Below are 25,246 nucleotides of genomic sequence, written 5' to 3' on the forward strand. Positions count from 1 at the left end.
CTAACGAGGATGGAATGATGTTACGTCAACGTATAGTAAGCATTTTAGCAGCACAGGGACTTCTTATAGCAGCGGGCTGCACCAACGCCCCGGACAAGCAAGTAAGTTGCGATATCCCCAACTGGCAAGAGCAAGGGCTTGCAGATGCCAGCTCAGGCGCCCAACCCGATATTATAAAAAATTATCAGGAAAGCTGTGGGACACAATTTTCTGGCGATAACATAAATGCCTATAAACTGGGTTTTTTCCTAGGCCTACAGCAGTTTTGCAGCTACGAGAATGGTTTCGAGTTAGGTTCGAAAAACAACATAAAAACTTACACTTGCCCAATGGAGCAGGCGGAAAAGTTTCGACAGGGGCAAAAAGACGGTTATCGTGAATATCTCGCGGCCACAGGTCAGGACAACAGCTTGACGCGAGTCTCCCGCGATTTTGAACACATCAAAAGACAGAACACTTTTGACAGCAATATGGGAGCGGGTGACGGTGCCTGGACCAGCACTTTCGAACCTCCAACGACTGGCCGCTAACTAATTGACCAACAAAGGAACTGTGTATGTAGTGTGCATGTCGCGCTTATCATGACAACCAAAAAGGCTGAAGTGCTCGCTCACGACGATCGAATGAATCAGCCCAATGACATTGCAGGAAGTGAAACAGGGGGGGGGTCGCCAGCGCCCCTCACTGGGCAGAAAGTACCGGAAACTCTTTGGCGGAAAAAACAACAAATGAGCTTCCATCAACACGCAAAAACGTGGCAACATGGAGAGCTTCGTTAACAATGTGTCAGGCTATAAACAGCCATCACATATAAAAAATATAACAGATATAAAAATGGAAATTATAAACCAATAAATCAGTAATCCCTGCACTTTCACGGCAATGGAAAACCAGTGTCTCCAACTAAGGATAGAATTATGTTTCGTCAACGCGTATTAAGTGTTTTAGCCGCACAAGGACTCATTATCGCTGCGGGCTGTAGCACCGCACCAAACAATCAGGTAAGTTGCGATATTCCCAACTGGCAGGAGCAAGGTATTGCAGATGCCAAATCAGGAACACAGCCCGATATTATAAAAAAATACCATAAAAGCTGTGGAGATCAATTTTCTGGCGATAATTTGAATGCCTATAAACTTGGTTTTTTTCAAGGTCTACAGAAATTTTGCACCTACGAGAATGGTTTCGAACTGGGATCAAAAAACGACATAGACTCTTACACTTGCCCAATGGAGCTGGCAGACACATTTAGACAGGGACAAAAAGATGGCTATCGTCAATACCTCGACGAGACAGGTCAATACAACAGCCTGGAGCGCGTTGTACACGATTTTGATGAATATGAACGGAAGACTGACTTTGATCGCAATATGGGGTTTGGTGACGCGGCCGGAGAACATTCATTCGACGACCCAACGATACCTGGCGGCTAACCGCCTTACCACCTGGTAACCATCTTACCAACAAAGGAACTGTATATGCCGAGAGTGTACATCACCCTTGTCACCCTTTTCTGTGGGCTAGCCTGCGCCTGTTCTGCGCAGGCGCTAAACCCGTCCAACACAGATGCGTGGCTAAGCCTTGAAATTCAAAGAAGTCAGATTGAAAGCGACTGGCTTGAAAGGAAAATATTGCTCGATCAACAACTTTACTTGCACAAAACCAAGCAAGAGGAGCTGCAAAGTAAAATTGAAATTAGCCAGACCACGCAAACGGATGCGCAGGAACGTCGATCCGATATAAATGAAAAAATGTCGGAGTATCAGGACAGTCAAAGTGAACTCATGACGTCTGTTGAGCAGTATACGTTTAAGGTTAATGGCTTAAGTGAACGCTTACCCCCGCCTTTACTCGAAACAATTGACGGCAAGCTTGAGGTGATGAATGACACCAGCGCCTCCGTCACCGACCGCTTATCGGCACTTATCGACAACGTTAAAAATATCAATAACTTTAGTGAGTCATACCATAAAACTGAAGGCCCTATACTCATAGGCCCGGACAGCTCACTGCATGTAACGCAAATTTATATGGGGATATCTTTTGCCTGGTATCTATCACCGGACAGTAGTGAATATGGTGTCGGCATGCCCACGGCAGACGGCTGGCAATGGATAAGCGCTGATAACACCAAACAAGATTTAGGTTTTAGTATTAGCACCAAAGAGATTCAAACACTCAGCGATGCACTGAACGGCCCAGACGGCAGCCAGTTTGTGAGCATACCCATTGCTATAAGGAAGAAGTAATGAAATCCGCACATTGTATAGCTTTGTTGATCCTATTGTTGTCACTTTACCCAATAAAGGGAACCGCCGAGCAACTGGATAACCCCGGCGTCTCGGCAAAGGTCGAGTCGGCCAAGAACAAATTAGATGACATTCAGAAAAACATTGATAGGGAAAAAATTGAGTACGCAAAACGTCTGGAAACACAAGACCGTAAAACCAGACTGCTAGAGAAAGAAATTAAGAAAATTCAATCCGCCGCAGACAATCAACTGATCTCTCTAGAGAAGTTACAAAGTGATTTGAAGCTGTGGGAGGATCAACACTATTATCAAAGAAATCTGTTAATAAACTTTCATCAGTACTACCAAGAATCGACCGACGAACCGGATCAGAACACCACTTTAGCGACTTTCTCAGGTGCACTGGATGATATTCGAAACAACCTATCACCACGCTGGCAAGAACAAACTATCACCAGTATAGGCGGTAAAAATATTAGCGCTGATGTACTTGATCTAGGCGTCCATCGCTACTTTATCAGCAACGAGGAGTCGGGATTTCTACAGGGACAAAAACCTCCGTTTAGAGCCCACTATTTATTCAGTGGCGATGACCATCAGGCAACTATCAACTTGCAAACGACAGGGCATACGACTTTGAAGATCGACCCATCGCAGGGCCGAGCAGTCGAGCTGGAACTGGCCGAGGAAAGTGTGTTGGCACACCTGGAAAAAGGTGGCGTTTGGATCATTCCGATTTTAGGCTTTGGTGCTATAGCACTCATCATTGCGCTCGGCAAGGCGGTTCAGCTGGTTCGCCTACCTAAGCTGTCTGAGAAAACCATGAACAACATTGAGACCTTATTGGGAGACAATACTGAACGGTCGAAAAAGCTACTAAGGTCTTTATCTGGCGAAATGGAGAATGTTTACTACGACTTGCTGCGAATTGTACTGGATCAACCCGCGTCAACCAGTCGCGACGATCTGCTTATCAACCGAATTCACAAAGAGCGCCGCACCTGCGAAAAGTTTTTAACCATCATTACGGTAACCGCTGCGGTATCTCCCCTACTGGGCCTATTAGGTACGGTATCGGGCATGATTGAAACATTTAAGATGCTCTCGATTTTCGGAAATAGCGATCCTGTGGCGATTTCCGGCGGCATTTCTGAGGCACTGGTCACTACCGAGCTAGGCCTCATAGTGGCCATTCCCGCTCTGGTCACCGGGGCTCTATTAAGTCGACGCGTAAAATCTCACCTGCATCAGGTAGAAGAAACCGCCATCGCCATGAACGCAAAATCGGCGGCCTAATCATGGAAGCCATTAGCGAACAAATACTTGCAACCCCGGTGCTGTGGCTAATTATAAGTCTGGCAATTGGCTGCTACACCATCCTTATGTATTTGTGCTTTTTCAGCAAGCGCAATCCAGCCTGGCTCAAGCTCGTAGATTCGTGGCGCACTAGCCTAAAGGCGATGGCTGGCGCTCTTCCTTTGCTGGGCTTGCTCGGCACTATTACCGGACTCATGTCAACCTTTTCTACACTGGCAACCGGCATATCCGATATTCAGTTACTTATGGCGAGCGGCATTTCAAGCGCACTGACAACGACGCAAGCGGGCATTGCTTTGGCCGTACCCGGTATTTTGCTTTGCACGCTGCTTAATCGAAAGCGTGCGAAGTTTTACGACTCGGAGATGGCATAATGCAAAGGGATTTTAGGCAGCGTTTAGAGTCTGAAGAACAAACCGATATTGATCTGGCGCCACTGCTGGATGTTGTCTTCATTCTTCTCATATTTTTCATCGTGACCTCTGTATTTATCAGAGAATCTGGCGTTGACATAGACAAGCCTTCGGCGGCAACTGCCCAAGAAAAAACCGACTCCATTATTATTATCGCAATCACCGACAATAACGAGGTTGTTTACGGCGGCCAAAACATTGGACTTAACGGGGTGCGAAAAACCGTAACTACGGAACTGAGGCGTTCGGACAAACCCGTGGTCATACAGTCAGACAAGTCGGTTTCCACCGATATGCTCGTCAAGGTAATTGATCAGATCAAGCTCGGAGGCGCAACCGATGTCAGCATCTCCACAGAACTTTAGCTTCACATTTTCCCGCCGGGAGTTAATACCACTGCTATTAGCCTTTTTAGCGGCTGTGGCTTTAACCTTTTTTACTCTTGGCGTTATTTTCTATGACGGCAACCCTGAGCCCAAAAGCTCATCGCAAAAATTACGTAAGATTAGTTTTGCACCAACCCCACCTCCACCGCCACCACCGGTTGAGAACACACCGATTGAGGATCAGGTTCAGCAAACACTGAGTAGCAACTTGACCAACATGACGGCCAGTACCAGCGTCGCCTTTTCGCAAAAGCCCAATATTCTCAATACCACTTTGAACGAAATACCAGAATTGAATTTGAACGACTATCAACTGGACTTTAGCGGTGAGTTAGAGGGCAGCCTGCAGGCCTACGATGTCGAAGAGCTGGATGAAAGGCCTAAAATTTTGTCCAGTAGAAAGTCTATGATTCCTTCCGAGCTCACTAAAAAAGGCATAAATTTTGTAGAAGCGCAAGTCGACATTCTTATTGATCGCTATGGGGACGTCCACATTAAACGCATTGTTGACCCGGGATACAACGAAATGGTCCCCGTCATCAGAAGCCATATCGACGCACTTAAATTTAGCACACCCCTTAAAAATGGTGCTCCGGTCAACGCCGAGTATTTGTTTATCATAAGATTTAGAGTATTTAAGTAAAAGGACGACTATGAAATATTTACTTTCACTGATATTGCTTTGCAGTGTTGGAGCACAAGGCATATCCGTTCAGGAGCAAAGCCCCGACGTCAAGATTACGCTGGCGCCAACGGAGTTTGTTATCCCGCGCTTCTCAAACCCCTTTTCCAACCGAGAGAGCAGTATTCCACCACACGAGTATGAGTACGCCGATTCTTTGAGAGCTCTACTCGATGCGGACGATAAACAAGAAGCACTTACGTCATTAAACACTCTGTTTGAGTTTGAAATGAGCCCGGCGCTCTTGCATCTTAAGGGTCAAATTTACTTCGCGCTGGAAGACTATAAAAACGCCGAAACAACTTTTTTAATGGTGTTGGCCCGTGTACCGCAGTTAGTGCGGGGTCACAGTGACATTGGCCAACTGTATTTGGTAACCAATCAGCTGGAAAAAGCCCGCAAGCATTTTTCTCTCGCCGTTAAATACGGTGAGTACAATCCCATAGTACTGGGCCAGCTCGGCTACCTTAATCTACAGCTTCACAATCCTATGTCTGCCGTTATGGCTTATCAAACTGCGCTGACTATGGAGCCCGACAACAAACAATGGCAAAACGGCTTACTGTCTGCGTTATCGCTGTCCGGCCAAATCCAGAGTGCGTCTTCGCTGCTCAATGAAATGATTAAACAGACGCCGGATGACGTCAACCTTTGGCTTAACCGGGCATTTAACTACCTCAACCAGGATGATTACTTCAACGCTCTTTCCAGCCTGGAAACCGCCATGGAGCTTGGCGAGAACACACCCGAGAACGTCTTAGCCGCAATTCGACTGCATTTCCAACTGAGCAGTCACGCCAGAGGATACGAGCTGGCAACCACGTATTTTTCCGAACATGGTATGCCCGTAGACATCGCGTACGAGGTGACGAACTGGCTAACCCACTACGAAAAATTTAACGAAGTAGAAGCGGTACTTAATCAGCTGCAAAAGAATGGGGATCTCAGTCAAGCAGAGATGGCTGTACTGGCTTCACGACGCGCTGTTTTGCTTCACCAAAGAAAACAAATCGATGCAGCTAAGAAACTGCACGAACAAGCCTTAGCATTGGCCCCCGCTGACGGCAAAATACTGCTCGATGCCGCGAAGTTTTACTTTGCCATTGACCAACTCGCCAGAGCGGACACTCTGTATTCCCGCGCCAAGTCATTCCCGCAAAGCCGACAGCACGCCATGCTAGGTCAAATAAAGGTCTACATTGAACTTAAGGAGTACCCACACGCCCTGCGTTTAATGCGAGATACCTATCAGGAATTTCCGGGCTTGTATGAACTTAAGGACAATATTGCCTTGCTGGAATCCACCATTGCAGCGCAAAAGCTCTAGGGAGCCTCTGATTAAGTCCTCAGTGGCCTCTGGCTTACAGAGCTTTTCGAGGTCAAGGCGGCGATCCGATGGCGTGCCGATAGCCCGGTGAGGGGAGCCAACACAGAGATCGGAAAGCTCTGCAAGCCCCGAGGGGCGCGGCCAAAACGTCCATCCGCTGTGTTGCACCTCTTGCCAAGGACTATGGCCATTGCCTGCGAAGCGCGCCTTGCCGAGTGAACGTTTTGACTCGCGCAGAGACCACTGGAGACTAGATCAGAGGCTCCCTAGCAGGCTGCTGAAAAACCCCATGCATGCTTGCATTATCAAACAGTCAGCCGCCCAACGCTGCCTCTAGTGTGGGCGTCTGCGGGCTTTTACTGTCCGACTAACGCGAGAAAAAGAGGGTGTAAATCAGGAGCAGGTATAGCCCGTACTGCAACGTATAGTAAAGGCGCGCGTTATACGCTTTGAGCTTTTTACCGAGTGATCGCACTTTATAAACCCGCCCAAACACTCGATTCAACCAGCCGACTTTATCCCCGGGCAGGTTTTTAGTGACGGTAGCTGACACCACGGCCCGAGAAAACAAGTGGTTAAAGCCATCAACCCAGGCTTGCGTCACTGGCCGTTTGACGTCTAGAAAAAGAACAATCCGATTCTGGTCGGTTTTATTCTCTGCATAGTGAATGTAGGTTTCATCGAACATCACCGCTTCGCCGTCGCGCCAGTGATACTTTTCACCGTCCACATCGATATAGCAATCTTCACTGTTGGGGGTTACCAGGCCCAAGTGATAACGAAGCGATCCGGCATAGGGGTCGCGATGCTTTACCAAACGCGCCCCCGGCGGCAACATAGCAAACATGGCGCCTTTCACATTGGGAAGCTTTGCCAGTAACTCGCAGGTTTTAGGGCACAGCGCCCGTGCCGACGCCACGGGATCGCCGTACCACGAAAGATAAAACCGCTTCCAACCGGTGCGAAAAAAAGAATTAAAGCCTAAATCGTCCAGGTCCTTTGAGGCCTTAATTTCACTTTGCTCATGCAGGCCCAAGGCTTCTTCGCGAATCACCTGCCAGTTGTCTTGCAGCAGGGCCAGCTCGGGAAAATCATCTAAATTAAGGTAGGGCCGATTTTTGACAGCCGAGAAACCGTAGAACAAACAATTGATTGGCGCTAACAGATTGGAGTGATCGGTCAGCCGGCGGGTCAGCTTTTGGTGGCGAACTCTACCGCGAAACTGCACATAAACCGCACAGATAACAAAAATACTGAATATTACTATGCCCACAGCTACATCTCCTTGTGAGTAATACAAAGCGCATCCAGACCATAGGCCCAGAGCTTGTTAATATTTTCGTTGGAATTATTGGAATAGTTTGGCCGGCAGCCGAGTGGCCACCAGAGTTTTAAATTATCTTACCCTGACGCAAACAGCAAGAGAGCTAATGCGCCATTAACATTTTTATTACAATTGCTGATCGACCGCCGACACCATGGCCGCGATACCACCGGTTTTTAATTTCGCCACCAGTTCGGCCAGAGCGGCCAGCTGGTCGACAGCAATAGTGTTCTTAGCGTCTGGTGCCAGTCGGCCTTTACTGATCATAGAGTCGACGAACTCCCGGCTTACGCCCAGGTATTCGGCGCTTTCGTCGATCGACAAACGGGTCTTCATAGGGCTATCACCTTGCTACTTTGACAATGGGGGCAGGCGCAGTGTTCGGCGCGAACCCCCTGTGCCATAATACTCGCTTTCATTCACCCTTGCGCACTTAAGGTAAACACGCCCGCCATGAGTAAAGGAATTCTATACACTGTTTCTGCCCCCTCCGGCGCAGGTAAAACCAGCCTGGTACAGGCACTGGTAGAGTCCAACCCGGAAGTCTGTGTTTCGGTTTCCCACACTACACGGCCTATGCGTCCCGGCGAGCATAATGGTGTCAATTACCATTTCGTCAGTCACGAACAGTTTGCAAGCATGCTTGAGCAAAGCGCCTTTCTGGAGCATGCGGAAGTTTTCGGCAACCTCTACGGCACGTCACAACACTGGGTAGAAGATACTCTTACCAGCGGTATGGACGTCATTTTGGAGATCGACTGGCAGGGCGCGGAGCAAGTGCGCAAACTTATGCCCGACACCGTCAGCCTGTTTATTCTGCCCCCCTCATTGCCAGCATTGCAGCAGCGGCTGACAGGCCGGGGCCAGGACGACCCAGCGGTGATTGAGCGCCGCATGAATGAAGCGATTAATGAAATCTCGCACTATATTGAGGCCGATTACCTGATCATAAACGACGACTTCACAGTTGCGTTAGCTCAGTTTCAGGCTCTTATCACCAGCCAGCACTTGCGCCAACCTGTGCAGTCAGACCGTCATCGGGCCTTACTCAGCGAACTGTTAAGTGAGCAGGCATTGTAAATATCGAGAAAGGTCTTTTCCTGCTGGGCAATTTGTGTACAATACGTCCCCCGCTCGCGACCGCCCTCACTGGCTCTTAGCGCCATATTGACGCATAATAGCCCCAAAGGCCGCGATTATCGCGAGCTCCCTATTTTAAGTCTCACGAAACGGAAACACTCATGGCACGTATTACTGTTGAAGATTGTCTCGATCATGTCGACAACCGCTTTGAACTGGTTATGGTTGGTAGCAAGCGCGCTCGCCAAATCGCTGTGGGCGGTAAGGACCCTCACGTACCCGAAGAGAACGATAAACCAACGGTTATTGCTCTGCGTGAAATCGAAGAAGGTTTTGTTGATGCCAGCATTTTGCTGGAGCGCGACGAGCCAGCACCGGCACCGCAAATGGAAGAAAACAGCTTCGAGCAACAATCTCCTATGTAACGCCGCTGAACCGATCGGAGGAATCATTTGTTAACCATTGAGGCACTGAGCCACCGGCTTTCGTCCTACTTGGAACCCCCTCAGATCGATCAGGTCAAGCGTGCCTATTTTTACGCTGAACAAGCGCATGATGGGCAAAAACGCCGCTCGGGTGAGGATTACATCACTCACCCGCTCGCGGTCGCGGATATTCTGTCCGGCATGCACATGGACCATCAAAGCCTGATGGCTGCCATGCTGCACGATGTCATTGAAGACACCGGCATTCCCAAAAAAGCCATTTCCAAACAGTTTGGTGACACCGTCGCCGAATTGGTTGACGGCGTCAGTAAGCTCACTCAAATCGAATTTGAATCCCACGCTGAAAAACAGGCCGAGAACTTCCAGAAGATGGCGCTGGCCATGGCCAACGATTTACGCGTAATTTTGGTGAAGCTCGCCGACCGTTTGCATAACATGCGCACCTTAGGGGCTATGCCGCCGCACAAGAAACGCCGCATTGCCAAGGAAACCCTTGAGATCTACGCCCCCATTGCCCACAGACTGGGGATGAATGACTTACGCCTGGAATTTGAAGATCGCGGTTTTTACGCCATGTACCCACTGCGGGCAACGCGTATGCAGGCCGCGCTCAAAACCGCCCGGGGCAACCGCAAAGAGCTGGTTGAACAAATTCAAACCGCCATTGAAAAACGCCTGGCCCGCGAAATGATTACCGCGGTCGTGATCGGCCGTGAAAAGCACCTGTACAGCATTTATCAGAAAATGCGGCAGAAGAAGAAGTTCTTCAAAGAGATCATGGATGTCTACGCCTTCCGTATTATTGTGGACAGCGTCGATGCCTGCTATCGGGCACTGGGCATGATCCACAATCTGTACAAACCGGTGGCCGGAGAATTCAAAGACTATATTGCGATTCCCAAGGCCAACGGCTACCAATCGCTGCACACAGTGTTGGTGGGTATGCACGGCGTGCCGATTGAAGTACAAATTCGCACCAAAGAAATGGACGAAATGGCCAACACCGGCATTGCCGCTCATTTTCTCTACAAATCCAACAGCGATGACACACTGAGCAGCAGCCACAGCCGCGCCCGCCAATGGGTACAAGGCCTGCTCGAAATGCAACGCCGCGCCGGCGATTCGCTGGAGTTCATCGAAAATGTGAAGATCGACCTGTTCCCGGATGAGGTCTACGTATTCACACCCAAAGGCCGTATTGTGGAGCTACCCCATGGGGCAACGGCGGTTGACTTTGCCTACGCTGTGCACACCGATATCGGCAACACCTGTGTCGCCTGCCGCATTAACGGTCGACTCGCGCCCCTATCGCAGCCACTGCAAAGCGGACAAAAAATCACCATCATTACCGCACCGGGTGCGCAGCCCAACCCAAATTGGTTGGACTTCAGTATTTCTGGTAAAGCGCGCAGCTCCATTCGCCACTTTTTGAAAAATCAACGTCATCACCAGTCAGTGGCGCTGGGCAAAAAGATGCTCAGCCGCGCACTGGGTGACCTGGACATTGATGTTGACAACCTTACCCCAGAACAAAATGACAAACTGCTACAAGCGACTGGCTCTCACTCGCTGGAATCACTTTTTGAAGAAATAGGGCTGGGCAATCGCATAGCCTACGCTGTCGCCAAACTGTTGCAACCCGATGCGGACATTGACCCGCGCGGTGGTAGCATTTATTCGCCGCTGACCATCGACAGTTCAGACGGCGTACTGATAACCTTTGCTAAGTGCTGCCGCCCCATTCCCGGCGACCCGATTATTGGCCATATCAGCTCGGGCAAAGGCTTGGTTATTCATCAGGAAACCTGCCATAACTTAGCGGAAATACGTGACAACCCGGAAAAAATTAGCCATGTAAACTGGGCCCCCACGGTAACCGGTGAATTCCTGGTGGATATACGGGCCGAGGTTGAATCCGAGCGCGGTATTATCGCTACTCTCGCTACCCGCGTCACCGAACAGGGAGCGAGCATCGAACATATTCACGTCAATGAACGCGATGCCCACAACAGCGTTATCAACCTGTGTATTGGAGTGCAAAACCGTATTCACCTGGCGAACATTATGCGCCGGGTCAGGAATTTGAGTTTCGTGATTCGCATACAGCGGGCAAAAAATTAGTCCTGTAAATCGGCTAAATCATCAGTCACAAAGTATTACATTTCACCAGGCACTCTTCGCGTTAGACTGTTAACACATGCAACTAACATGGAGATTTTGCATTGATGGTGAAGCTATGGATGAGACTGTTCGTATGCATCGCGCCGGCCTACCTCGGCGCCTGTAGCGGTGGCGACGACATTGACAATATCGCCGGCTGCGGCGAACCGCCGCCACCTCAGGAGTACTCCATTTCACAATACCAGGTCGAGGCGGTTGTGCATGATGAAGCACTCAGTGATCTTACGTTCGGGGGCGGCTCCGTCGTCGGCGAGCAGCCGGTCGATTGGGCACATCTGGGTATCGAGCTTAACACCGAGCGCGACTATTTTTTAGTTCAGCACAATGCACCACAGCCATCGCGATTTAGCCTGTTTGGACAGGCTCATGCCTGTTCGTTCGCAGGACCACAACCCGCTGAAAAGATCATTCGCGTCGAGGTGGTTAGCGACAATGCCTATACCGACGACTACCCTGCGGGCACGGATTTAAGCGCGCTGACCTCGCTTTATGACAGAGCGTATCTGGACGGTGTCGCATCGCTTGCTGACTATGAATACACACCGGCCCCCGCCCGCGAGTGGATAAAGTTCTTCTTTACCGAGCCCCCACAATATCAACGGCAAAGATTTACCGTAACGATAGAACTCGACAGCAATAATACCTTCGTAGTCACGACACCAGAAGTCTACCTAGTTAACGAATAATAGAAGCCCTTGCTATCAGGTTACTCTAGCAGCAACTGTGTTCCCCCCCCCTCAGTGCAGCTGCATTCAAATTGGCCCAATAATTTGCCGTCATTGCTAGACAACACCCGACTGCTGTGCAACTATTATCCACTATTGCGACAGTGTTCACACGCAATCCGTGAAACACCGCACACATTCCCCGGGGAGCATCAAATATGTTACGAAAGTTACTCGTTTCGAGCGCGGCATTGGGCTTGGCGCTACTGACACCAATATCCATGGCACAAAGCGTCGGCACTGGACCACTTGCCGGTGCGGCGAGCCTACCCGCTAACAATAACTTTGCTCTCGTATTAACGATGCTGGCTGTGCTGGTGGCAGGTGTTTGGGCGCTACGCAACCGCAATGGCCGATGGCTACCCGCTATCATCGCCCCTACCTTAATTGTTACTTCGGCTGCCGGCTTGATTTACAGTCACAAAATTCAAGCCATTAACCCTCCAGTTGCGGTGTCACTGACGAACCCCAGTGGGGAAGTTATCGACTTATCTGCGTCATATCAGCAAGGTAACCAGTACTTTGAACTGACTAACAACGCAGGCGTATCCTTGCGAATTAAAACTATCACCCAGCCGGCCTGTGGAATCGGCAAATCCGATATGGAAGCTCAAACCAAACCAAACCCAGATACACCTGCCTTACTGGAAGCTCCAGGACTGCCTACATGCGAAGTAGGAAGCGTATTGACACAAGGTGCAGGTTGCTCAATTAATTTTGTACCATCCTGTATCCCAACCTGATCGTATTGCCAACCAAAGGTAAAGTTCCCTCCCTTGGTTGGCACTAATGCGCTTTCAGGGATAACCGTCGCGCTAAGATAAATACTCGTTGCACATTCCGCACTATGCATAGCACTATCTTATTCTCTGTCTATGGCTTAACGCACTAGCACAGGCCCTCATCGCAGCTATAACGCTAGCGTAAGGCAATAGTTTTTCACTCAAAGGCGAGAACACCAAAACTACTGCCAATTCAAATGGCCCTCGTCGCGAGCAAAAATTACAAATGGTTTATACTTTTATTAAATCAAAGTAGCGTGGAGTTGGGACCTCATAAATGGCGCATTCCCAGCTTATAGACTCTTCAGATCCCGAAACTGCAAACTTTGCCGGCGCGACATTTCCAACGTCACCCCTGATGTAAGAGTGACTTCTACCGCCCCGCCCACCGATGTACTGACATCGGATATATTATTCAAATTTATCAAAAACTGCCGATTAGCCCTAAAAAACAAGTCGACTGGCAGACGCTGTTCCAGCTGATTTAGCGAGCGTCGAATCATCGGTTTATTTTCATCAAAGTAAACACGGCTATAATTGCCAATTGATTCAACAGCTACAATTTTTTCCACAGGTACAAACCAACACTGATCTCCATCTTTTAAGAAGACTTTATCCGCCCCTCCTAACGTAGGCTCCGTCTCAGTGCCGGTATATTCTGAGCGCACTTTGTCGACGGCCTGGCGCAGGCGATGAGGTTCAATCGGCTTGAGGAGATAATCAATAGCGGACACGTCAAATGCTTTCAAGGCATATTGATCAAAGGCAGTTACAAAAATTATATGGGGTCCCGGGTCGAGCTCTTGCAAAAAATCAAACCCACTTTTTCCCGGCATTTGAATGTCTAGAAAAACAACATCCGGACCAAGCTCAACACTTTTCTTTAACGCCTCATCCGCGCTTGACGCTTCCCCAACAATGTTGATGTCTTCATACTCAGACAACAACTGACGCAACTCAACGCGCGCCAATCGTTCATCATCGACAATCAGTACTTTCATGATTGCGCGCCCCAACTCATTCTTGCCACCACTTGGTCTTGCTTCTGTTCCAACTCCAAACCAGCCTGCGGCCCAAAAACCTGCTCAAGCCGCGCCCGTGTATTTGGCAAACCCGTCCCGGTTGAATGCTCACCAGATGCCGTTTCGCGCAAGTGACCCGAGTTAATAACCTCTACCTCTATCCAGCCCTGGCGTTTCTCGATTTTCACTGAAATTGATCCGCCCTCAGGCCTTTGTGCCAAACCGTGCTTTACAGCATTCTCAACCAGTGTCTGAATGCTCATGGGCAAAACAGGTTCGTCATGCAATCCTTCGGCGACTGAAAACTGATAGTTTAATCGATCTTCAAAGCGCACTTTTTCCAACTCCAGGTAGGCCCGAACTGCGTCCAATTCTTGTTGCAATGGCTGCGTGTGCTGCTCAGAGTCACGCAAAGAATAGCGCAATAAACTCGCCAACTGGGTAATCATTGATCTTGATTTTTCCGGGTTTTCAAGCACAAGAGCGCGCACACTATTTAACGCATTGAACAAAAAGTGCGGATTGAGCTGATTCTTAAGATTGGCCAACTGCGACTCTTTCAGAATCAACTCTAATTGCAATTTTTCCATCGTCTCTCGCCTGCGCTTTAGGGCCACGTTGATGCCGAAGTACAGCATCACCCACAAACTGAGGACAACGAAATAGTAATAGTACCAAAACAATGTCGCCGCAACGCTTATGCTTTGTAAGTCGTAAAAGTGCAGCCAGCCAATATGGAGCACAAAAATAATAAGTGACTCCCATATTGCAGCACAAATCACCACAAGCAGTAGAATTTTGCCAAGTAAAGGCAGTAATGCCAATTGTTGCAGCCACCTGCGAAGAAACAAGGTGCGCATTGTATGACTCACAACCAACCCTACTGCCCCAATAAAAACACCGTTCACAACACTGACGTTACTGAGCGGCATACTCATAAGGGTAAATAATATGTGCGCGACTGAGAAAAGCGACCAGGCGATTATTTGCACCAAATAATAAGTATGATTTTTTGTCATTAGGGCTACACCTGATTCACCTACGCGGCGTCCGCGTTAGGGTTGATGATGCAAATATGAATCGATTGCCTCAATTGTCCATTGCGGATCGTCAAGCATGATAAAGTGCTTAGCACTGGAATGCATCTTGATCGTAACATCTGGCACATTCTCGTACTGCACCGAAAAATTGTGACGAACCGTATCCATTGTGCCACCCATATCTTTTGCGACTGTCCAACTTCCGAGCACCAAAGCAGGGGATCTTATGTCAGCAATCTCATCGCGCAAGTCAGTAGTAAACATTTCATACATTGCCTGACCGGTCATCTTAGGGTCTGAACTCATACTCCACTCAATAATGGTTTCAACGTCAGACGCCTCACTGACCAAGCCTGGCAAGCTCTGCTGATAATACTGAAGCCGGCCTTGCTCAGGCGAGTTGAGAATACCCTGACGCTGCTGCTCGGCCATAGGCTGCATCGACGCTTCGGTTGCCATGGGGTTAAAGGCCAACGGAAAGAAGGGCAGCGAGTCTATAATAATTAACTCACCCGTCTGCTCGGGCTGGCTACTGGCCACCCAAAGTGATACAAACCCACCCAGGCTGTGCCCCATCATAATTGGCTTAGACAGGTTTTTATCGTCGATATAATCGAGCAAATCAACTTTTACCTGGTTCAACGAAGCCTCACCGTTCAAGGGGTTTCCCGCAAAACCGTTAATATGAACTAAGTGCAGTTGGTAATTTTTCTGGTAGTGCGCCTGCAAATCAGCCCATACCGCCGGCGAGCTATTCAGCCCCGGGATAAGAATCATTGGCTTCCCTTGTCCAACCACTTCCACGTCGAAACTGCGCTCTGCCGCCTCACTCATATTTGCCGCGGCAATTGCGACACCCAAAACAGCCATGACCGATACTTTTAAACCTTTCATCGTTACTCTCCTTGCGTTTGATTAAGTAGGTTTAGAATAAGGGTGGGAGCGCCGTCATTGGGGCAATATGTGATTAGCGGTTGAGACACGCCATGGGCGGTGCGATTAAATAGTAATACGTGGTTTGTGCCAGTTTGGTGACCGGTGCGGATGGGTTTATACTTAGCCGTTTTTACAGCGTTGGAAAAATCATGCCGAACAAAGCCGTTATTCACACTGAAAATGCCCCGCAAGCTATTGGTACGTATTCGCAAGCGGTTAAGGTCAATGGAACTGTTTACCTGTCTGGCCAAATTCCACTCGACCCAGCCACTATGGAGCTGGTCAGCGACGATTTTGCGGAGCAGGCCGAACAGGTATTTAAGAATATCGCAGCCGTTTGCGCCGAAGCCGGTGGCAGCCTTAATGACATAGTGAAATTGAACATCTACCTCACCGACCTGGCCAACTTCCCCATTGTCAACGAAGTGATGGCGCGTCACTTTGACGAACCCTATCCGGCGCGAGCCGCTATTGGTATTAGCCAATTACCCAAAGGGTCGCAGGTTGAGGCGGACGGCATTATGGTGACTGCGGGATAATCTCACTAAAACCCGCCCTAAATGTGGGGTAGCGACACTCGAAGCCTGCGGCGCGCAAGCGCCCGCTGTCTATTCGCTTATTGCGATGTGTGACCACTTGTTCATTGAGCGGTTGCACCTGAAGCCGCTCAGCCAACCAACGTACAACCTCTGCCTGCGTGGGTGCCTCACCATCACTCACCAAATAGACCGACTCAGGCTGCTGCATTTCATAGAGTAAAAAGTCCAGTGCCCGGGCGGCATCCTCAACGTGTATGCGATTCGTAAAATTGGACGCGGGTGCGATTAAACCATCGCGCACACGCCCGAGTAAGCGCTCGCGGCCGGGACCATAAATACCTGCTAATCGCGCCACAGTAACGGGCAGCTTCGCATTTCGCAGCACATTTTCCGCCTCCAGAACACGAGTACCGGCGTAACGGCTGGGTATGGTGAGCGAATCTTCATCCACCCAACTGCCATCGGACTGACCATAGACCGACGTACTACTGACAAAGACTATCTGCCTGGGCTGCGGCACACCGCGCAGGACACTGACCAGATTTTCACACAGTGAAACGTATCCGCGCCGATACCCGTCATCTGAGCGCTCAACCGGAGTCGGTGTTAGCACAATGCGGTCAAAGCCTGCCGACAGCACCTTTCGCAATGAAGATACATCGGTATAGTCGGCGGCTACGTACTGTATTGCCGGGTGCAGCCCGGCCGGCACATGTCGTTTAATGCCGGTAACTCGCACCGGGCGTTGGCACACGTTGTGTGCCAAGCGGCGACCCAGATCACCACAACCAATTATTAATAGTTTTTCGCTATCCATTTTGTTAGATTATTCACATTTGCTGAATGTTTGATACTACCGAACCAAGAACCCACTAGGGCCGCCATGACACTGACCGAATTACGCTATATCGTCACTCTCGCTCAAGAACAACACTTTGGTCGCGCTGCCGAACGCTGTTTTGTCAGTCAGCCCACCTTGAGCATTGCCGTAAAAAAATTGGAAGAAGAGCTTGGAGTGGCACTGTTCGAACGCTCTAAGTCGAGAGTTTCAGCGACGCCGCTGGGAGAAAAGATTGTCGCACAGGCCAACCTGGTACTGGAACAAACTTCCGCCATTAAAGATCTCGCCAACGAGGGCAAAGATCAACTATCGAGCCCGTTGAGCATTGGCGCGATTTTTACCATAGGGCCTTACCTGTTACCGTTTTTTATCCCCGAGCTGCAAAAAGAGGCAAGCTCGATGCCTCTGTATGTAGAAGAAGGCTACACCGCCACGCTGCGCAATAAACTGCGCAAGGGCGAACTGGACGTGATTGTGGTGGCACTGCCCTTCACTGAAGCCGATGTGGTCACGCAGCCTTTGTATGAAGAGCCCTTTGTGGTGTTAATGCGCAAGGACCACCCACTCGCCGCACTCGACAGCATTGCCCCCGACAGCCTCGATCAGGAAGAAGTGCTGCTGCTGGGAGAAGGCCACTGCTTCCGCGATCAAGTGCTGGAAACCTGTCCCAACCTAAAAATGTCTATGGAAAATGGGGCCAATACCGCTCATGGCAAAATCCGCACCGCAGCGGAGGGCAGCTCTTTGGAGACGTTGCGCCACATGGTGGCCTCGGGCCTGGGCATCACCATCTTACCTGTGTCAGCGGCCAGTACCGCGGGATACAGCGAAGACGTAATGGTGACTCGCCCATTTTCTGGCAACGGCCCCAAACGTACCGTCGCCCTTGCCTGGCGGGCTAGCTTTCCGCGCTTTAAAGCCGTAGACGCTCTGCGCGGCGCCATTCGGCGCAGCCAGCAAAATAACTCGCTGATTTCACTCATCAATTAACAGCCATGAATTCGGGCTCTTCAGCTCTGGCGGCAAAGCCGGTTACCTCCTTAAAAGGGGTGGGACCAGCGCTGGCCACCAAACTTGAAAAACTCGGCATATCCAGCGTTGGCCAGTTGTTGTTTCACTTGCCTAATCGCTACCTTGACCGCACCCGGATTCAAGCAATCGGCAGCTTGCAACCGGCCTCTAGCGCGGTTGTCGAGGCCGAAGTACGGGTTTGCGACGTGGTCTATGGGCGCCGCCGAACACTGGTTTGCAAAATTCAGGACCATTCCGGAATACTGACACTGCGCTTTTTCCACTTTACGGCGGCACAAAAACAACGTTTGGTGCCCGGTGCCCAAATTCGTTGCTTTGGGGAGCTACGACGAGGCGCTACAAGCCTGGAAATGGTTCACCCAGAGTACGAACTGGTGGACCAGAACAGCCCCAAACCGTTGGCTCAATACCTGACCCCCAACTACCCCGCGACAGAGGGATTAACTCAGCCGAGGTTGCGAGTTCTTATCGAACAAGCGCTGGAGCAACTGGAACAGCAGCCAATAGCCGAACTTTTACCCGCTCAGATTACCCAAGCGCTGGGCCAAATTCCGCTTGCTCAAGCGCTGCAATTGCTGCATAAACCACCGGTGGGTACTGACCTACAGGCGATAACAGAAGGCACGCACCCCTATCAGCAGCGTCTTATTTTTGAGGAACTGCTGGCGCATCAACTGAGCATGCTCATGTTCCGCAATCGCGCCAAGCAAGCTCGCGCTCAGCCGTTGGGCAATGGCGGTGAGTTAGCCCAAAAATTTCAACAAAGTCTTCCCTTCTCTTTCACCAAAGCCCAGCGCCGCGTTGTGGAAGAATTAAACAGCGACCTCGCCCAATCTGAGCCCATGTTGCGACTGGTGCAGGGGGATGTCGGATCGGGCAAAACCGTCGTCGCGGCCATGGCTGCATTGTGTGCGGTAGCCAGTGGTCAGCAGGCAGCAGTGATGGCGCCCACTGAAATATTAGCCGAACAACACTACGCCAACTTCAGTCAATGGCTGGGGCCCCTAGGGGTCACCGTAGCCTACCTCAGCGGACGCCAGAAGACCGCCGCGCGCCGCGAAGCCCTGCAGCTGGCCGCCAGCGGCGCAGCTCAAGTGGTCATTGGTACCCATGCCTTGTTTCAGGAAAATGTGCAGTTTAACCAACTGGCTCTGGCCATTATTGATGAGCAACACCGGTTTGGCGTCCACCAGCGCCTGGCACTCAGCAGCAAGGCTCCGGATGGGCTCACACCGCATCAGTTGATCATGACAGCCACCCCTATACCGCGCACACTGGCGATGAGTGCCTATGCCGACCTGGACTGCTCTGTCATTGATGAGCTGCCCCCGGGGCGCACACCCATTGCTACCGTGGTGATAGCCGATACACGCAGGGATGAGGTCATCGAACGGGTCAATCGGGCTTGCTCGGAAGGCCGCCAAGCCTATTGGGTCTGCACGTTAATTGAGGAGTCCGAGGCGATGGAGGCGCAAGCTGCCGAGGCAACCTGCGAACTCCTGCAATCACTGCTGCCCAGCCTTAAGATAGCGCTGGTTCACGGCCGCATGAAGGCGGCCGAGAAAGACGCTGTTATGCAGGCCTTTAAGGCGGGTGATACTGACTTGCTGGTCGCCACTACCGTCATTGAGGTGGGAGTCGATGTCCCCAACGCCAGCTTGATGATCATTGAGAACCCAGAAAGGCTGGGGCTTTCCCAGCTACATCAATTGCGGGGTCGGGTAGGGAGGGGGGCTGCCGCCAGCCATTGCGTGCTCTTGTACGGATCCCCCCTGTCGAACCACAGCAAAGAGCGACTGCGAGTCATGCGCGAGAGCAGCGATGGATTTTATATTGCCGAACAGGATTTAGAACTGCGGGGCCCCGGCGAAGTACTCGGCACACGCCAGACCGGCGAAATGCAGTTTCGTATCGCTCAACTGACCCGCGACAGTTATCTACTACCCGATGTTCGCAAAGCCGCCGAGTACATGCTTGCTCACCACCATGCAAAAGCTCAGGCAGTGCTGGCGCGCTGGCTAAGCGGGCGGGAAAAATACCTGGGTGCCTAAACGATCTAATCAGAGCAATATTTGTTCACATTTACACCCGCCATGCGTCTTTATCGGAAAAATATGCACTTCATCACAGTTGATGTAGAAACACAGAAGATAAAACCCTATATTTACTGCTAATCTGGATAGAGAGAAGGCGCATTTTAAATAGAGAAAAATGCCCGCCCGCTGCCAAGCGAAGCAAGTTCAAAGGAGATACAAACCGTGCCAGTACCCACCAGCGTAGAGTCGCTGCTCAGCAGCCAAAATATCCGCTATGGCCTGACCGCCACCCCCATGGACGCCGACGATCAGCTCATTTGGCACGATCAACACCTGAGAAGTGTTGGTGCCGCCAAATCGATATTGCTGCAAGACGAAATTGGTCGGGTGCAGGTAGTCATTGCCGCCAATACCCTGCTTGATGTGGGCACGGTTAATCGACAACTGAATCGCGAACTGAAGGCCGCCAGTGCCGAGGAGCTCAAACAGTTTTGCGACGCCAATCAATTTCAGTCGGTTCCAGCGCTGCCCCAGGTCGCCGGGCTTCTCACGTTGGTCGATCAGGCGCTGCTCGACCGCAACGAGTTACTGCTCGACTCTGGCGATGATGAACAGCTAATTCACGTGCAAAGCGCCGACTTCCAGCAGATGCTGAAAGACGCCATCGTCAGTGAAATTGCCACCCCGCTGGCACCACTCGAAGCGGACAACAGCCAGGCAGATGACATTGCCGATATTAATAATGCCATCCAAAGTTTCACCCAACTGCGCATTCAACAACGCCTGGAAGAAACTCTGGAGCTGCCGCCACTGTCCGATACCGCGCAGCGTATTATTAAACTGCGGGTTGACCCCAACGCCGACATATCCGATCTGGCCCAAATCGTCGAAACCGACCCAAGCCTCGCCGCCCAGGTTGTCAGTTGGGCGGCATCGCCTTATTACTCAGCACCAGGCAAAATCAAATCCATTCACGATGCCATCGTGCGCGTGCTCGGCTTCGATATGGTGCTAAATTTGGCACTGGGTCTAGCCCTTGGCAAAACCATCTCTTTACCCAAAGACAGCCCCAACGGTGAGCTCGCCTACTGGCAGCAATCGGTTTACATGGCCGCCACCATAGAGGGCTTGGTCACCGCGATACCGCGCGACTACCGCCCCAGTTTTGGCATGGCCTACCTAACCGGGCTGCTGCATAATTTTGGCATGCTTATCATGGCAGAAGTCTTCCCGCCGCATTATCAGCAGTACTGCCGACTGAGCGAAGCCAACCCACACACGGTACCGCAAGCTATTGAACGTCATATTCTGGGTGTCACCCGCGACCAAATCGCCAGTAAATTGATGGAACTGTGGTCCATGCCGGAGGAAGTCGTTGTCGGCATCCGTCACCAACAAAACCCGAACATTCAGGGTGAACACGCCATTTATGCCAAACTTATTTACGTCGCAAAAGGTCTGCTGCGCCAGCAAGGCATCGGCAGCGGGCCCAAGATTGCGATACCCGCAGCCCTGTTTGACGAGCTGCATCTGAAGCGGGACAAGGCCGAGGCAACCGTCGCCAATATTATTGAGTCGACGGATGAACTTGAGCATATTGCCAGCGCGCTGTCACCCGGCTGAAGAGGGCTGTAAACGCGAGAACGATAGCAAAAAAAGCCCGGCAAATTGCTTGGCTTTTTTCGTTTGTGCCGCTCTATGTTCATCGTGTCATAACGTTAATCCCGGAGTGTGGGCTCGCTGAATCGTTCCCGATCGAGCAGCGACTCACTATTGGCAACCACCGAGCTCACGGTAGCGTCTCCGGTTATGTTGACCGACGTGCGCAGCATATCCAGCAGTCGGTCAACGCCAATAATCATGGCAATCCCTTCGACCGGTAAACCCGCCTGCTGCAGCACCATGGTCAGAGTAATCATCCCCACTCCCGGCACACCAGCGGTGCCAATAGAAGCTAACGTCGCGGTCAGTACCACCATCAGGTAACCGCCAATGCCAACATCAATGGCGTATGCCTGAGCGATAAACACCGTTGCAACTCCCTGCATGATTGAGGTGCCATCCATATTCACCGTCGCGCCAAGGGGCAAGGTGAAAGACGCGACTTTATTGTCCACCCCCAGTTTGTCCCGCACCGTCGTCAAGGTAAAAGGCAGGGTTGCATTACTGGAGGCCGAGCTAAAGCCAAACAGCAACACCGGCGACAGTTTACGGAAGAAAATCAGCGGGTTGAGACCGGCTAAAAATTTCAACAAGCTCGGATACACCACAAAACACTGTAGCGCCAACACGGCGATGACCGTGCAAAAGTACCACAATAAATTACGTATAACGCCGACGCCCTCACCGGCAAACAGTTTGGCGAGTAGGCAGAAAACACCGTAGGGAGCAAAATGCACCAGCATCAAAATCATTTTCATAATGACCTGATTGAGGTTCTCGAAAAACTCCACCATAGGTTTGGCGCTGTCACCACTGCGGGAAATGGCAAGCCCGAGCAAAATGGAGAACACAATCACCTGCAGCATATTGCCTTCGGCCATTGCCCGGACGGGGTTATCCGGGAAAATATTAACCAGAGTCTCTTTAATGGAGGGCGCCTGGGCATCCATAGCCACGGCAACGGTATCGGGCTCGACGCCTTCGCCTGGCGCTACTACGATGGCAATGGTAATCGCCAGGCTAATAGCAATAGCGGTGGTCAACAGATACAGCCCTATCGTCTTGAACGCCAGCGAACCCATCCGCGCGTGGTTACCGAGAGTGGCGGTACCGCAGACCAAAGACACAAATACCAACGGCACCACTAATAGTTTGAGCGATGCGATAAAAATACTGCCGATCGCGTCAAAAACACCTTCGACCAAAAACACCTGTATCCAACTATTGGCCGCACCGGAATCCAGTAGATTGAGCACAATACCGGTAGCAATACCCAGCATCATTGCCATTAAAATGCGCTTAGTTAAGCTCACGAGAGATTCTCCTGCAGGGCTGAGCGCAGTGCCTGCGCCGGGCGAAAACCGATAACATTGCGCTGGGCAACGTGCACGGTGGTTCCGGTTTGCGGATGCCTTTGCTGACGTGCGACCCGATGGCGCACCTCGAAAGTCCCCAGACCTGAGATGGCGATGCGCTCTCCACGGCCCAGCGCCAGGGCTATTTGCGCCCACAATTCTTCAAACAGGGTGTCAGCCTCGGCTCTCGACAAACGGGCGGAAGCGCTAATCGCAGCCACCAGATCGGCTTTTTTCATAGTTTTATACAACCGGTTGCATTGGGAAGGCCATTAAACCAAGGTGCCGGCCGTGGGTAAAGCACACCACAGCTAACACGCGCGACTGTGCGGCTGGTAGAATAGCGGCCGTCGCTATCTGTATCCAGAGGTTAGTCTTGTCGCACACCGTCGGCCGCCGTCACCAACATACGCTTTTGTCCCGTCCTTGGCGTCATCGCGGGTTTGGCATGTGGCAGCCATCAAGCGCCCGTTGGGACATTCCCAAACATTTGCGACCTTGGCTCAACGACCCGGGTTCGCTTACCGCGCGCCTCAACGCGCTAGGCCGAGCCCCGATAAAAGTCCAGGTACTGCGCCAGTCATGGGGCAGACCACGCCTGAGCGAAGCCCGTACTCTGGGACTGAGAACCAGTAAGACCTGCCTAATTCGCGAAGTCGTGTTGTATGGCCCCAGACAGCAACCCTGGGTATTTGCACGCAGCCTATTCCCGGCTGCAAGTTTGACCGGGGCCTTGCGTCATCTGCGCCAGCTCGACAGCCGCCCACTCGGCGGTTATTTGTTCACCCATGCCCGCCTTGGCCGCTCAAAACTGCAGCTTGCCCTTATTCCCCCCACCGGCATTATTCCGGCAGCACTGCAAGGAGATACATCACTGTGGGGGCGTCGCTCTGTATTCACCTTATATGGTAAAAAGCTATTGGTAAGCGAAACGTTTTTGCCCGACCTTGAGCAAACCTTGCAGAGGAACACATAATCATGCCCGATCGCCTCAGGTTGTTCGTACAACTGACCCGACTGAACCGGCCCATTGGCTGGCTACTGGTACTGTGGCCTACGCTTTGGGCGCTGTGGCTTGCGAGTGACGGCATACCACGGCCCGACCTTTTGATTATTTTCACGCTGGGCGCCATCATTATGCGCTCGGCGGGTTGCGTTATTAACGATATTGCCGATCGCAATATTGATGGCCATGTTGAGCGCACCAAAGACCGGCCGCTCGCCCGAGGCCAACTCAGTGTGCGTGAAGCTTGGGCTGGCTTTGCCGTACTTGTTTTTATTGCCGTCATACTGGTCTTGCTAACCAATGCCCTGACCATGCAGCTGGCGGTTGTCGCGCTGCTTCTGGCAAGTGCCTACCCCTTTATGAAGCGCTATACCCATCTCCCCCAGCTTGCGCTCGGCGCGGCATTTGCCTGGAGTATTCCCATGGCCTTTGCCAGCGTGCAGAACACTGTGCCTGCTGAGGTGTGGCTGGTCTACTTCACCGTGGTTATCTGGACCATGGTGTACGATACTTTTTACGCCATGGTTGACCGCGACGATGACCTGCAAATTGGCGTGAAGTCCACCGCCATACTGTTTGGTGAGCAGGACCGTGTTATTACCGCAACGCTTCAAGTGTTAGTGATACTGGGACTGTTGATGATGGCGCGCCGGTTTGACTTGAATAACTTCTACTACCTAGGTGTGGCAGGCGCTGCTGGCTTGTTTGTCTATCAACAGCGATTGATTCGTTATCGCCAGCGCGGCCAGTGCTTCAAAGCCTTTCTAAATAACAATTGGGCGCAAATCTCTGTCTTTATTGGCATTGTTATTGGGTCACTTCCTCACTAAAAATACCGCATTGATGCAATGTGACCGAACAAT

The 25,246-nt window shown here is 51.1% G+C and carries 27 protein-coding genes; 19 read left to right on the plus strand and 8 right to left on the minus strand.

What is annotated here, in order from left to right:
• Positions 1 to 14 precede the first annotated feature (14 nt).
• From QWI17_RS22370 to QWI17_RS22405, 8 genes are all read left to right on the plus strand, one after another.
• Positions 15 to 530, plus strand: coding sequence for a DUF2799 domain-containing protein (locus tag QWI17_RS22370; protein ID WP_302724759.1), 516 nt, complete (start codon positions 15 to 17; stop codon positions 528 to 530).
• 387 nt (positions 531 to 917) lie between these two features.
• On the plus strand, positions 918 to 1,433 hold the full coding sequence (locus QWI17_RS22375; RefSeq protein WP_302724760.1) for a DUF2799 domain-containing protein: 516 nt from the start codon (positions 918 to 920) through the stop codon (positions 1,431 to 1,433).
• 45 nt (positions 1,434 to 1,478) lie between these two features.
• The gene (locus QWI17_RS22380) at positions 1,479 to 2,249 is read left to right on the plus strand and encodes a DUF3450 family protein (protein WP_302724761.1); all 771 of its coding nucleotides are present in this window, start codon (positions 1,479 to 1,481) and stop codon (positions 2,247 to 2,249) included.
• Positions 2,249 to 3,547 carry a MotA/TolQ/ExbB proton channel family protein gene (locus QWI17_RS22385; RefSeq protein ID WP_302724762.1) on the plus strand — a complete coding sequence of 433 codons (1,299 nt, stop codon included), beginning with the start codon at positions 2,249 to 2,251 and terminating at the stop codon, positions 3,545 to 3,547. Before QWI17_RS22380 ends, QWI17_RS22385 begins: the two co-directional genes overlap by 1 nt.
• 2 nt (positions 3,548 to 3,549) lie before the next feature.
• Positions 3,550 to 3,942, plus strand: a complete 393-nt coding sequence (locus QWI17_RS22390) for a MotA/TolQ/ExbB proton channel family protein (RefSeq protein ID WP_302724763.1) — start codon at positions 3,550 to 3,552, stop codon at positions 3,940 to 3,942.
• The gene (locus QWI17_RS22395) at positions 3,942 to 4,346 is read left to right on the plus strand and encodes an ExbD/TolR family protein (protein ID WP_302724764.1); all 405 of its coding nucleotides are present in this window, start codon (positions 3,942 to 3,944) and stop codon (positions 4,344 to 4,346) included. Before QWI17_RS22390 ends, QWI17_RS22395 begins: the two co-directional genes overlap by 1 nt.
• The gene (locus tag QWI17_RS22400; protein WP_302724765.1) at positions 4,321 to 5,010 is read left to right on the plus strand and encodes a hypothetical protein; all 690 of its coding nucleotides are present in this window, start codon (positions 4,321 to 4,323) and stop codon (positions 5,008 to 5,010) included. Before QWI17_RS22395 ends, QWI17_RS22400 begins: the two co-directional genes overlap by 26 nt.
• Positions 5,011 to 5,020: 10 nt before the next feature.
• On the plus strand, positions 5,021 to 6,376 hold the full coding sequence (locus tag QWI17_RS22405) for a tetratricopeptide repeat protein (RefSeq protein ID WP_302724766.1): 1,356 nt from the start codon (positions 5,021 to 5,023) through the stop codon (positions 6,374 to 6,376).
• Positions 6,377 to 6,743: 367 nt separating this feature from the next.
• Here the strand turns inward: QWI17_RS22405 and QWI17_RS22410 are convergent, their stop codons facing one another.
• Both QWI17_RS22410 and QWI17_RS22415 read right to left on the minus strand, forming a co-directional pair.
• The gene (locus QWI17_RS22410; RefSeq protein ID WP_302724767.1) at positions 6,744 to 7,649 is read right to left on the minus strand and encodes an aspartyl/asparaginyl beta-hydroxylase domain-containing protein; all 906 of its coding nucleotides are present in this window, start codon (positions 7,647 to 7,649) and stop codon (positions 6,744 to 6,746) included.
• A gap of 177 nt (positions 7,650 to 7,826) precedes the next feature.
• Positions 7,827 to 8,036 carry a MerR family transcriptional regulator gene (locus QWI17_RS22415; protein WP_302724768.1) on the minus strand — a complete coding sequence of 70 codons (210 nt, stop codon included), beginning with the start codon at positions 8,034 to 8,036 and terminating at the stop codon, positions 7,827 to 7,829.
• 117 nt (positions 8,037 to 8,153) lie between these two features.
• Between QWI17_RS22415 and gmk the strand changes: the two genes are divergently transcribed.
• The 5 genes from gmk (at position 8,154) to QWI17_RS22440 (ending at position 12,875) form a co-directional block, all read left to right on the plus strand.
• On the plus strand, positions 8,154 to 8,780 hold the full coding sequence (gene gmk, locus QWI17_RS22420) for a guanylate kinase (RefSeq protein ID WP_302724769.1): 627 nt from the start codon (positions 8,154 to 8,156) through the stop codon (positions 8,778 to 8,780).
• Between the two features lie 161 nt (positions 8,781 to 8,941).
• Positions 8,942 to 9,205, plus strand: coding sequence for a DNA-directed RNA polymerase subunit omega (gene rpoZ, locus QWI17_RS22425; RefSeq protein ID WP_302724770.1), 264 nt, complete (start codon positions 8,942 to 8,944; stop codon positions 9,203 to 9,205).
• Positions 9,206 to 9,232: 27 nt separating this feature from the next.
• A complete protein-coding gene (locus QWI17_RS22430; RefSeq protein WP_302724771.1) occupies positions 9,233 to 11,347 on the plus strand; it encodes a RelA/SpoT family protein in 2,115 nt (704 codons plus the stop codon).
• 119 nt (positions 11,348 to 11,466) lie between these two features.
• Positions 11,467 to 12,093, plus strand: coding sequence for a hypothetical protein (locus QWI17_RS22435; RefSeq protein WP_302724772.1), 627 nt, complete (start codon positions 11,467 to 11,469; stop codon positions 12,091 to 12,093).
• Between the two features lie 197 nt (positions 12,094 to 12,290).
• Complete coding sequence (locus tag QWI17_RS22440; RefSeq protein ID WP_302724773.1) at positions 12,291 to 12,875, plus strand: midcut-by-XrtH protein; 585 nt, start codon at positions 12,291 to 12,293, stop codon at positions 12,873 to 12,875.
• A gap of 332 nt (positions 12,876 to 13,207) precedes the next feature.
• On the opposite strand, the gene QWI17_RS22445 is transcribed toward QWI17_RS22440, so the two are convergent.
• From QWI17_RS22445 to QWI17_RS22455, 3 genes are read right to left on the minus strand one after another with little or no spacing between them, the layout of a single operon-like run.
• Entirely contained in the window at positions 13,208 to 13,915 is a 708-nt protein-coding gene (locus QWI17_RS22445) for a LytR/AlgR family response regulator transcription factor (RefSeq protein WP_302724774.1), read from the minus strand.
• Positions 13,912 to 14,955: a sensor histidine kinase gene (locus QWI17_RS22450; protein WP_302724775.1), complete on the minus strand. Its 1,044-nt coding sequence runs from the start codon at positions 14,953 to 14,955 to the stop codon at positions 13,912 to 13,914. The genes QWI17_RS22445 and QWI17_RS22450 overlap by 4 nt, the downstream gene beginning before the upstream one ends.
• 36 nt (positions 14,956 to 14,991) lie before the next feature.
• On the minus strand, positions 14,992 to 15,870 hold the full coding sequence (locus QWI17_RS22455) for an alpha/beta fold hydrolase (RefSeq protein WP_302724776.1): 879 nt from the start codon (positions 15,868 to 15,870) through the stop codon (positions 14,992 to 14,994).
• Between the two features lie 191 nt (positions 15,871 to 16,061).
• Here QWI17_RS22455 and ridA point away from each other — a divergent pair, with 191 nt between their 5' ends.
• Positions 16,062 to 16,451 (plus strand): deaminase RidA, encoded by a 390-nt coding sequence (gene ridA, locus QWI17_RS22460; RefSeq protein WP_302724777.1) that lies wholly within the window; start codon positions 16,062 to 16,064, stop codon positions 16,449 to 16,451.
• On the opposite strand, the gene QWI17_RS22465 is transcribed toward ridA, so the two are convergent.
• Positions 16,432 to 17,268 (minus strand): NAD-dependent epimerase/dehydratase family protein, encoded by an 837-nt coding sequence (locus QWI17_RS22465; RefSeq protein WP_302724778.1) that lies wholly within the window; start codon positions 17,266 to 17,268, stop codon positions 16,432 to 16,434. The genes ridA and QWI17_RS22465 overlap by 20 nt on opposite strands.
• Before the next feature lie 66 nt (positions 17,269 to 17,334).
• On the opposite strand from QWI17_RS22465, the gene QWI17_RS22470 reads away from it, so the two are divergent.
• The 3 genes from QWI17_RS22470 to QWI17_RS22480 all read left to right on the plus strand — a co-directional run bounded on the left by QWI17_RS22470 (position 17,335) and on the right by QWI17_RS22480 (position 21,983).
• Positions 17,335 to 18,282 (plus strand): hydrogen peroxide-inducible genes activator, encoded by a 948-nt coding sequence (locus tag QWI17_RS22470; protein ID WP_302724779.1) that lies wholly within the window; start codon positions 17,335 to 17,337, stop codon positions 18,280 to 18,282.
• Between the two features lie 5 nt (positions 18,283 to 18,287).
• Entirely contained in the window at positions 18,288 to 20,375 is a 2,088-nt protein-coding gene (gene recG / locus QWI17_RS22475; RefSeq protein ID WP_302724780.1) for an ATP-dependent DNA helicase RecG, read from the plus strand.
• Between the two features lie 207 nt (positions 20,376 to 20,582).
• On the plus strand, positions 20,583 to 21,983 hold the full coding sequence (locus QWI17_RS22480) for an aminoacyl-tRNA deacylase and HDOD domain-containing protein (RefSeq protein WP_302724781.1): 1,401 nt from the start codon (positions 20,583 to 20,585) through the stop codon (positions 21,981 to 21,983).
• A 95-nt stretch (positions 21,984 to 22,078) separates the two neighbouring features.
• Here the strand turns inward: QWI17_RS22480 and QWI17_RS22485 are convergent, their stop codons facing one another.
• Positions 22,079 to 23,335, minus strand: coding sequence for a dicarboxylate/amino acid:cation symporter (locus QWI17_RS22485; protein ID WP_302724782.1), 1,257 nt, complete (start codon positions 23,333 to 23,335; stop codon positions 22,079 to 22,081).
• Entirely contained in the window at positions 23,332 to 23,616 is a 285-nt protein-coding gene (locus tag QWI17_RS22490; RefSeq protein ID WP_302724783.1) for an HU family DNA-binding protein, read from the minus strand. Before QWI17_RS22490 ends, QWI17_RS22485 begins: the two co-directional genes overlap by 4 nt.
• A gap of 209 nt (positions 23,617 to 23,825) precedes the next feature.
• Between QWI17_RS22490 and QWI17_RS22495 the strand changes: the two genes are divergently transcribed.
• Positions 23,826 to 24,353, plus strand: a complete 528-nt coding sequence (locus tag QWI17_RS22495; protein ID WP_302724784.1) for a chorismate--pyruvate lyase family protein — start codon at positions 23,826 to 23,828, stop codon at positions 24,351 to 24,353.
• A 2-nt stretch (positions 24,354 to 24,355) separates the two neighbouring features.
• The gene (ubiA, locus tag QWI17_RS22500; RefSeq protein ID WP_302724785.1) at positions 24,356 to 25,213 is read left to right on the plus strand and encodes a 4-hydroxybenzoate octaprenyltransferase; all 858 of its coding nucleotides are present in this window, start codon (positions 24,356 to 24,358) and stop codon (positions 25,211 to 25,213) included.
• Positions 25,214 to 25,246 lie beyond the last annotated feature (33 nt).

It is taken from the genome of Gilvimarinus gilvus (genome assembly GCF_030518155.1).
In the GTDB taxonomy this organism is placed as follows: Bacteria; Pseudomonadota; Gammaproteobacteria; order Pseudomonadales; family Cellvibrionaceae; genus Gilvimarinus; species Gilvimarinus gilvus.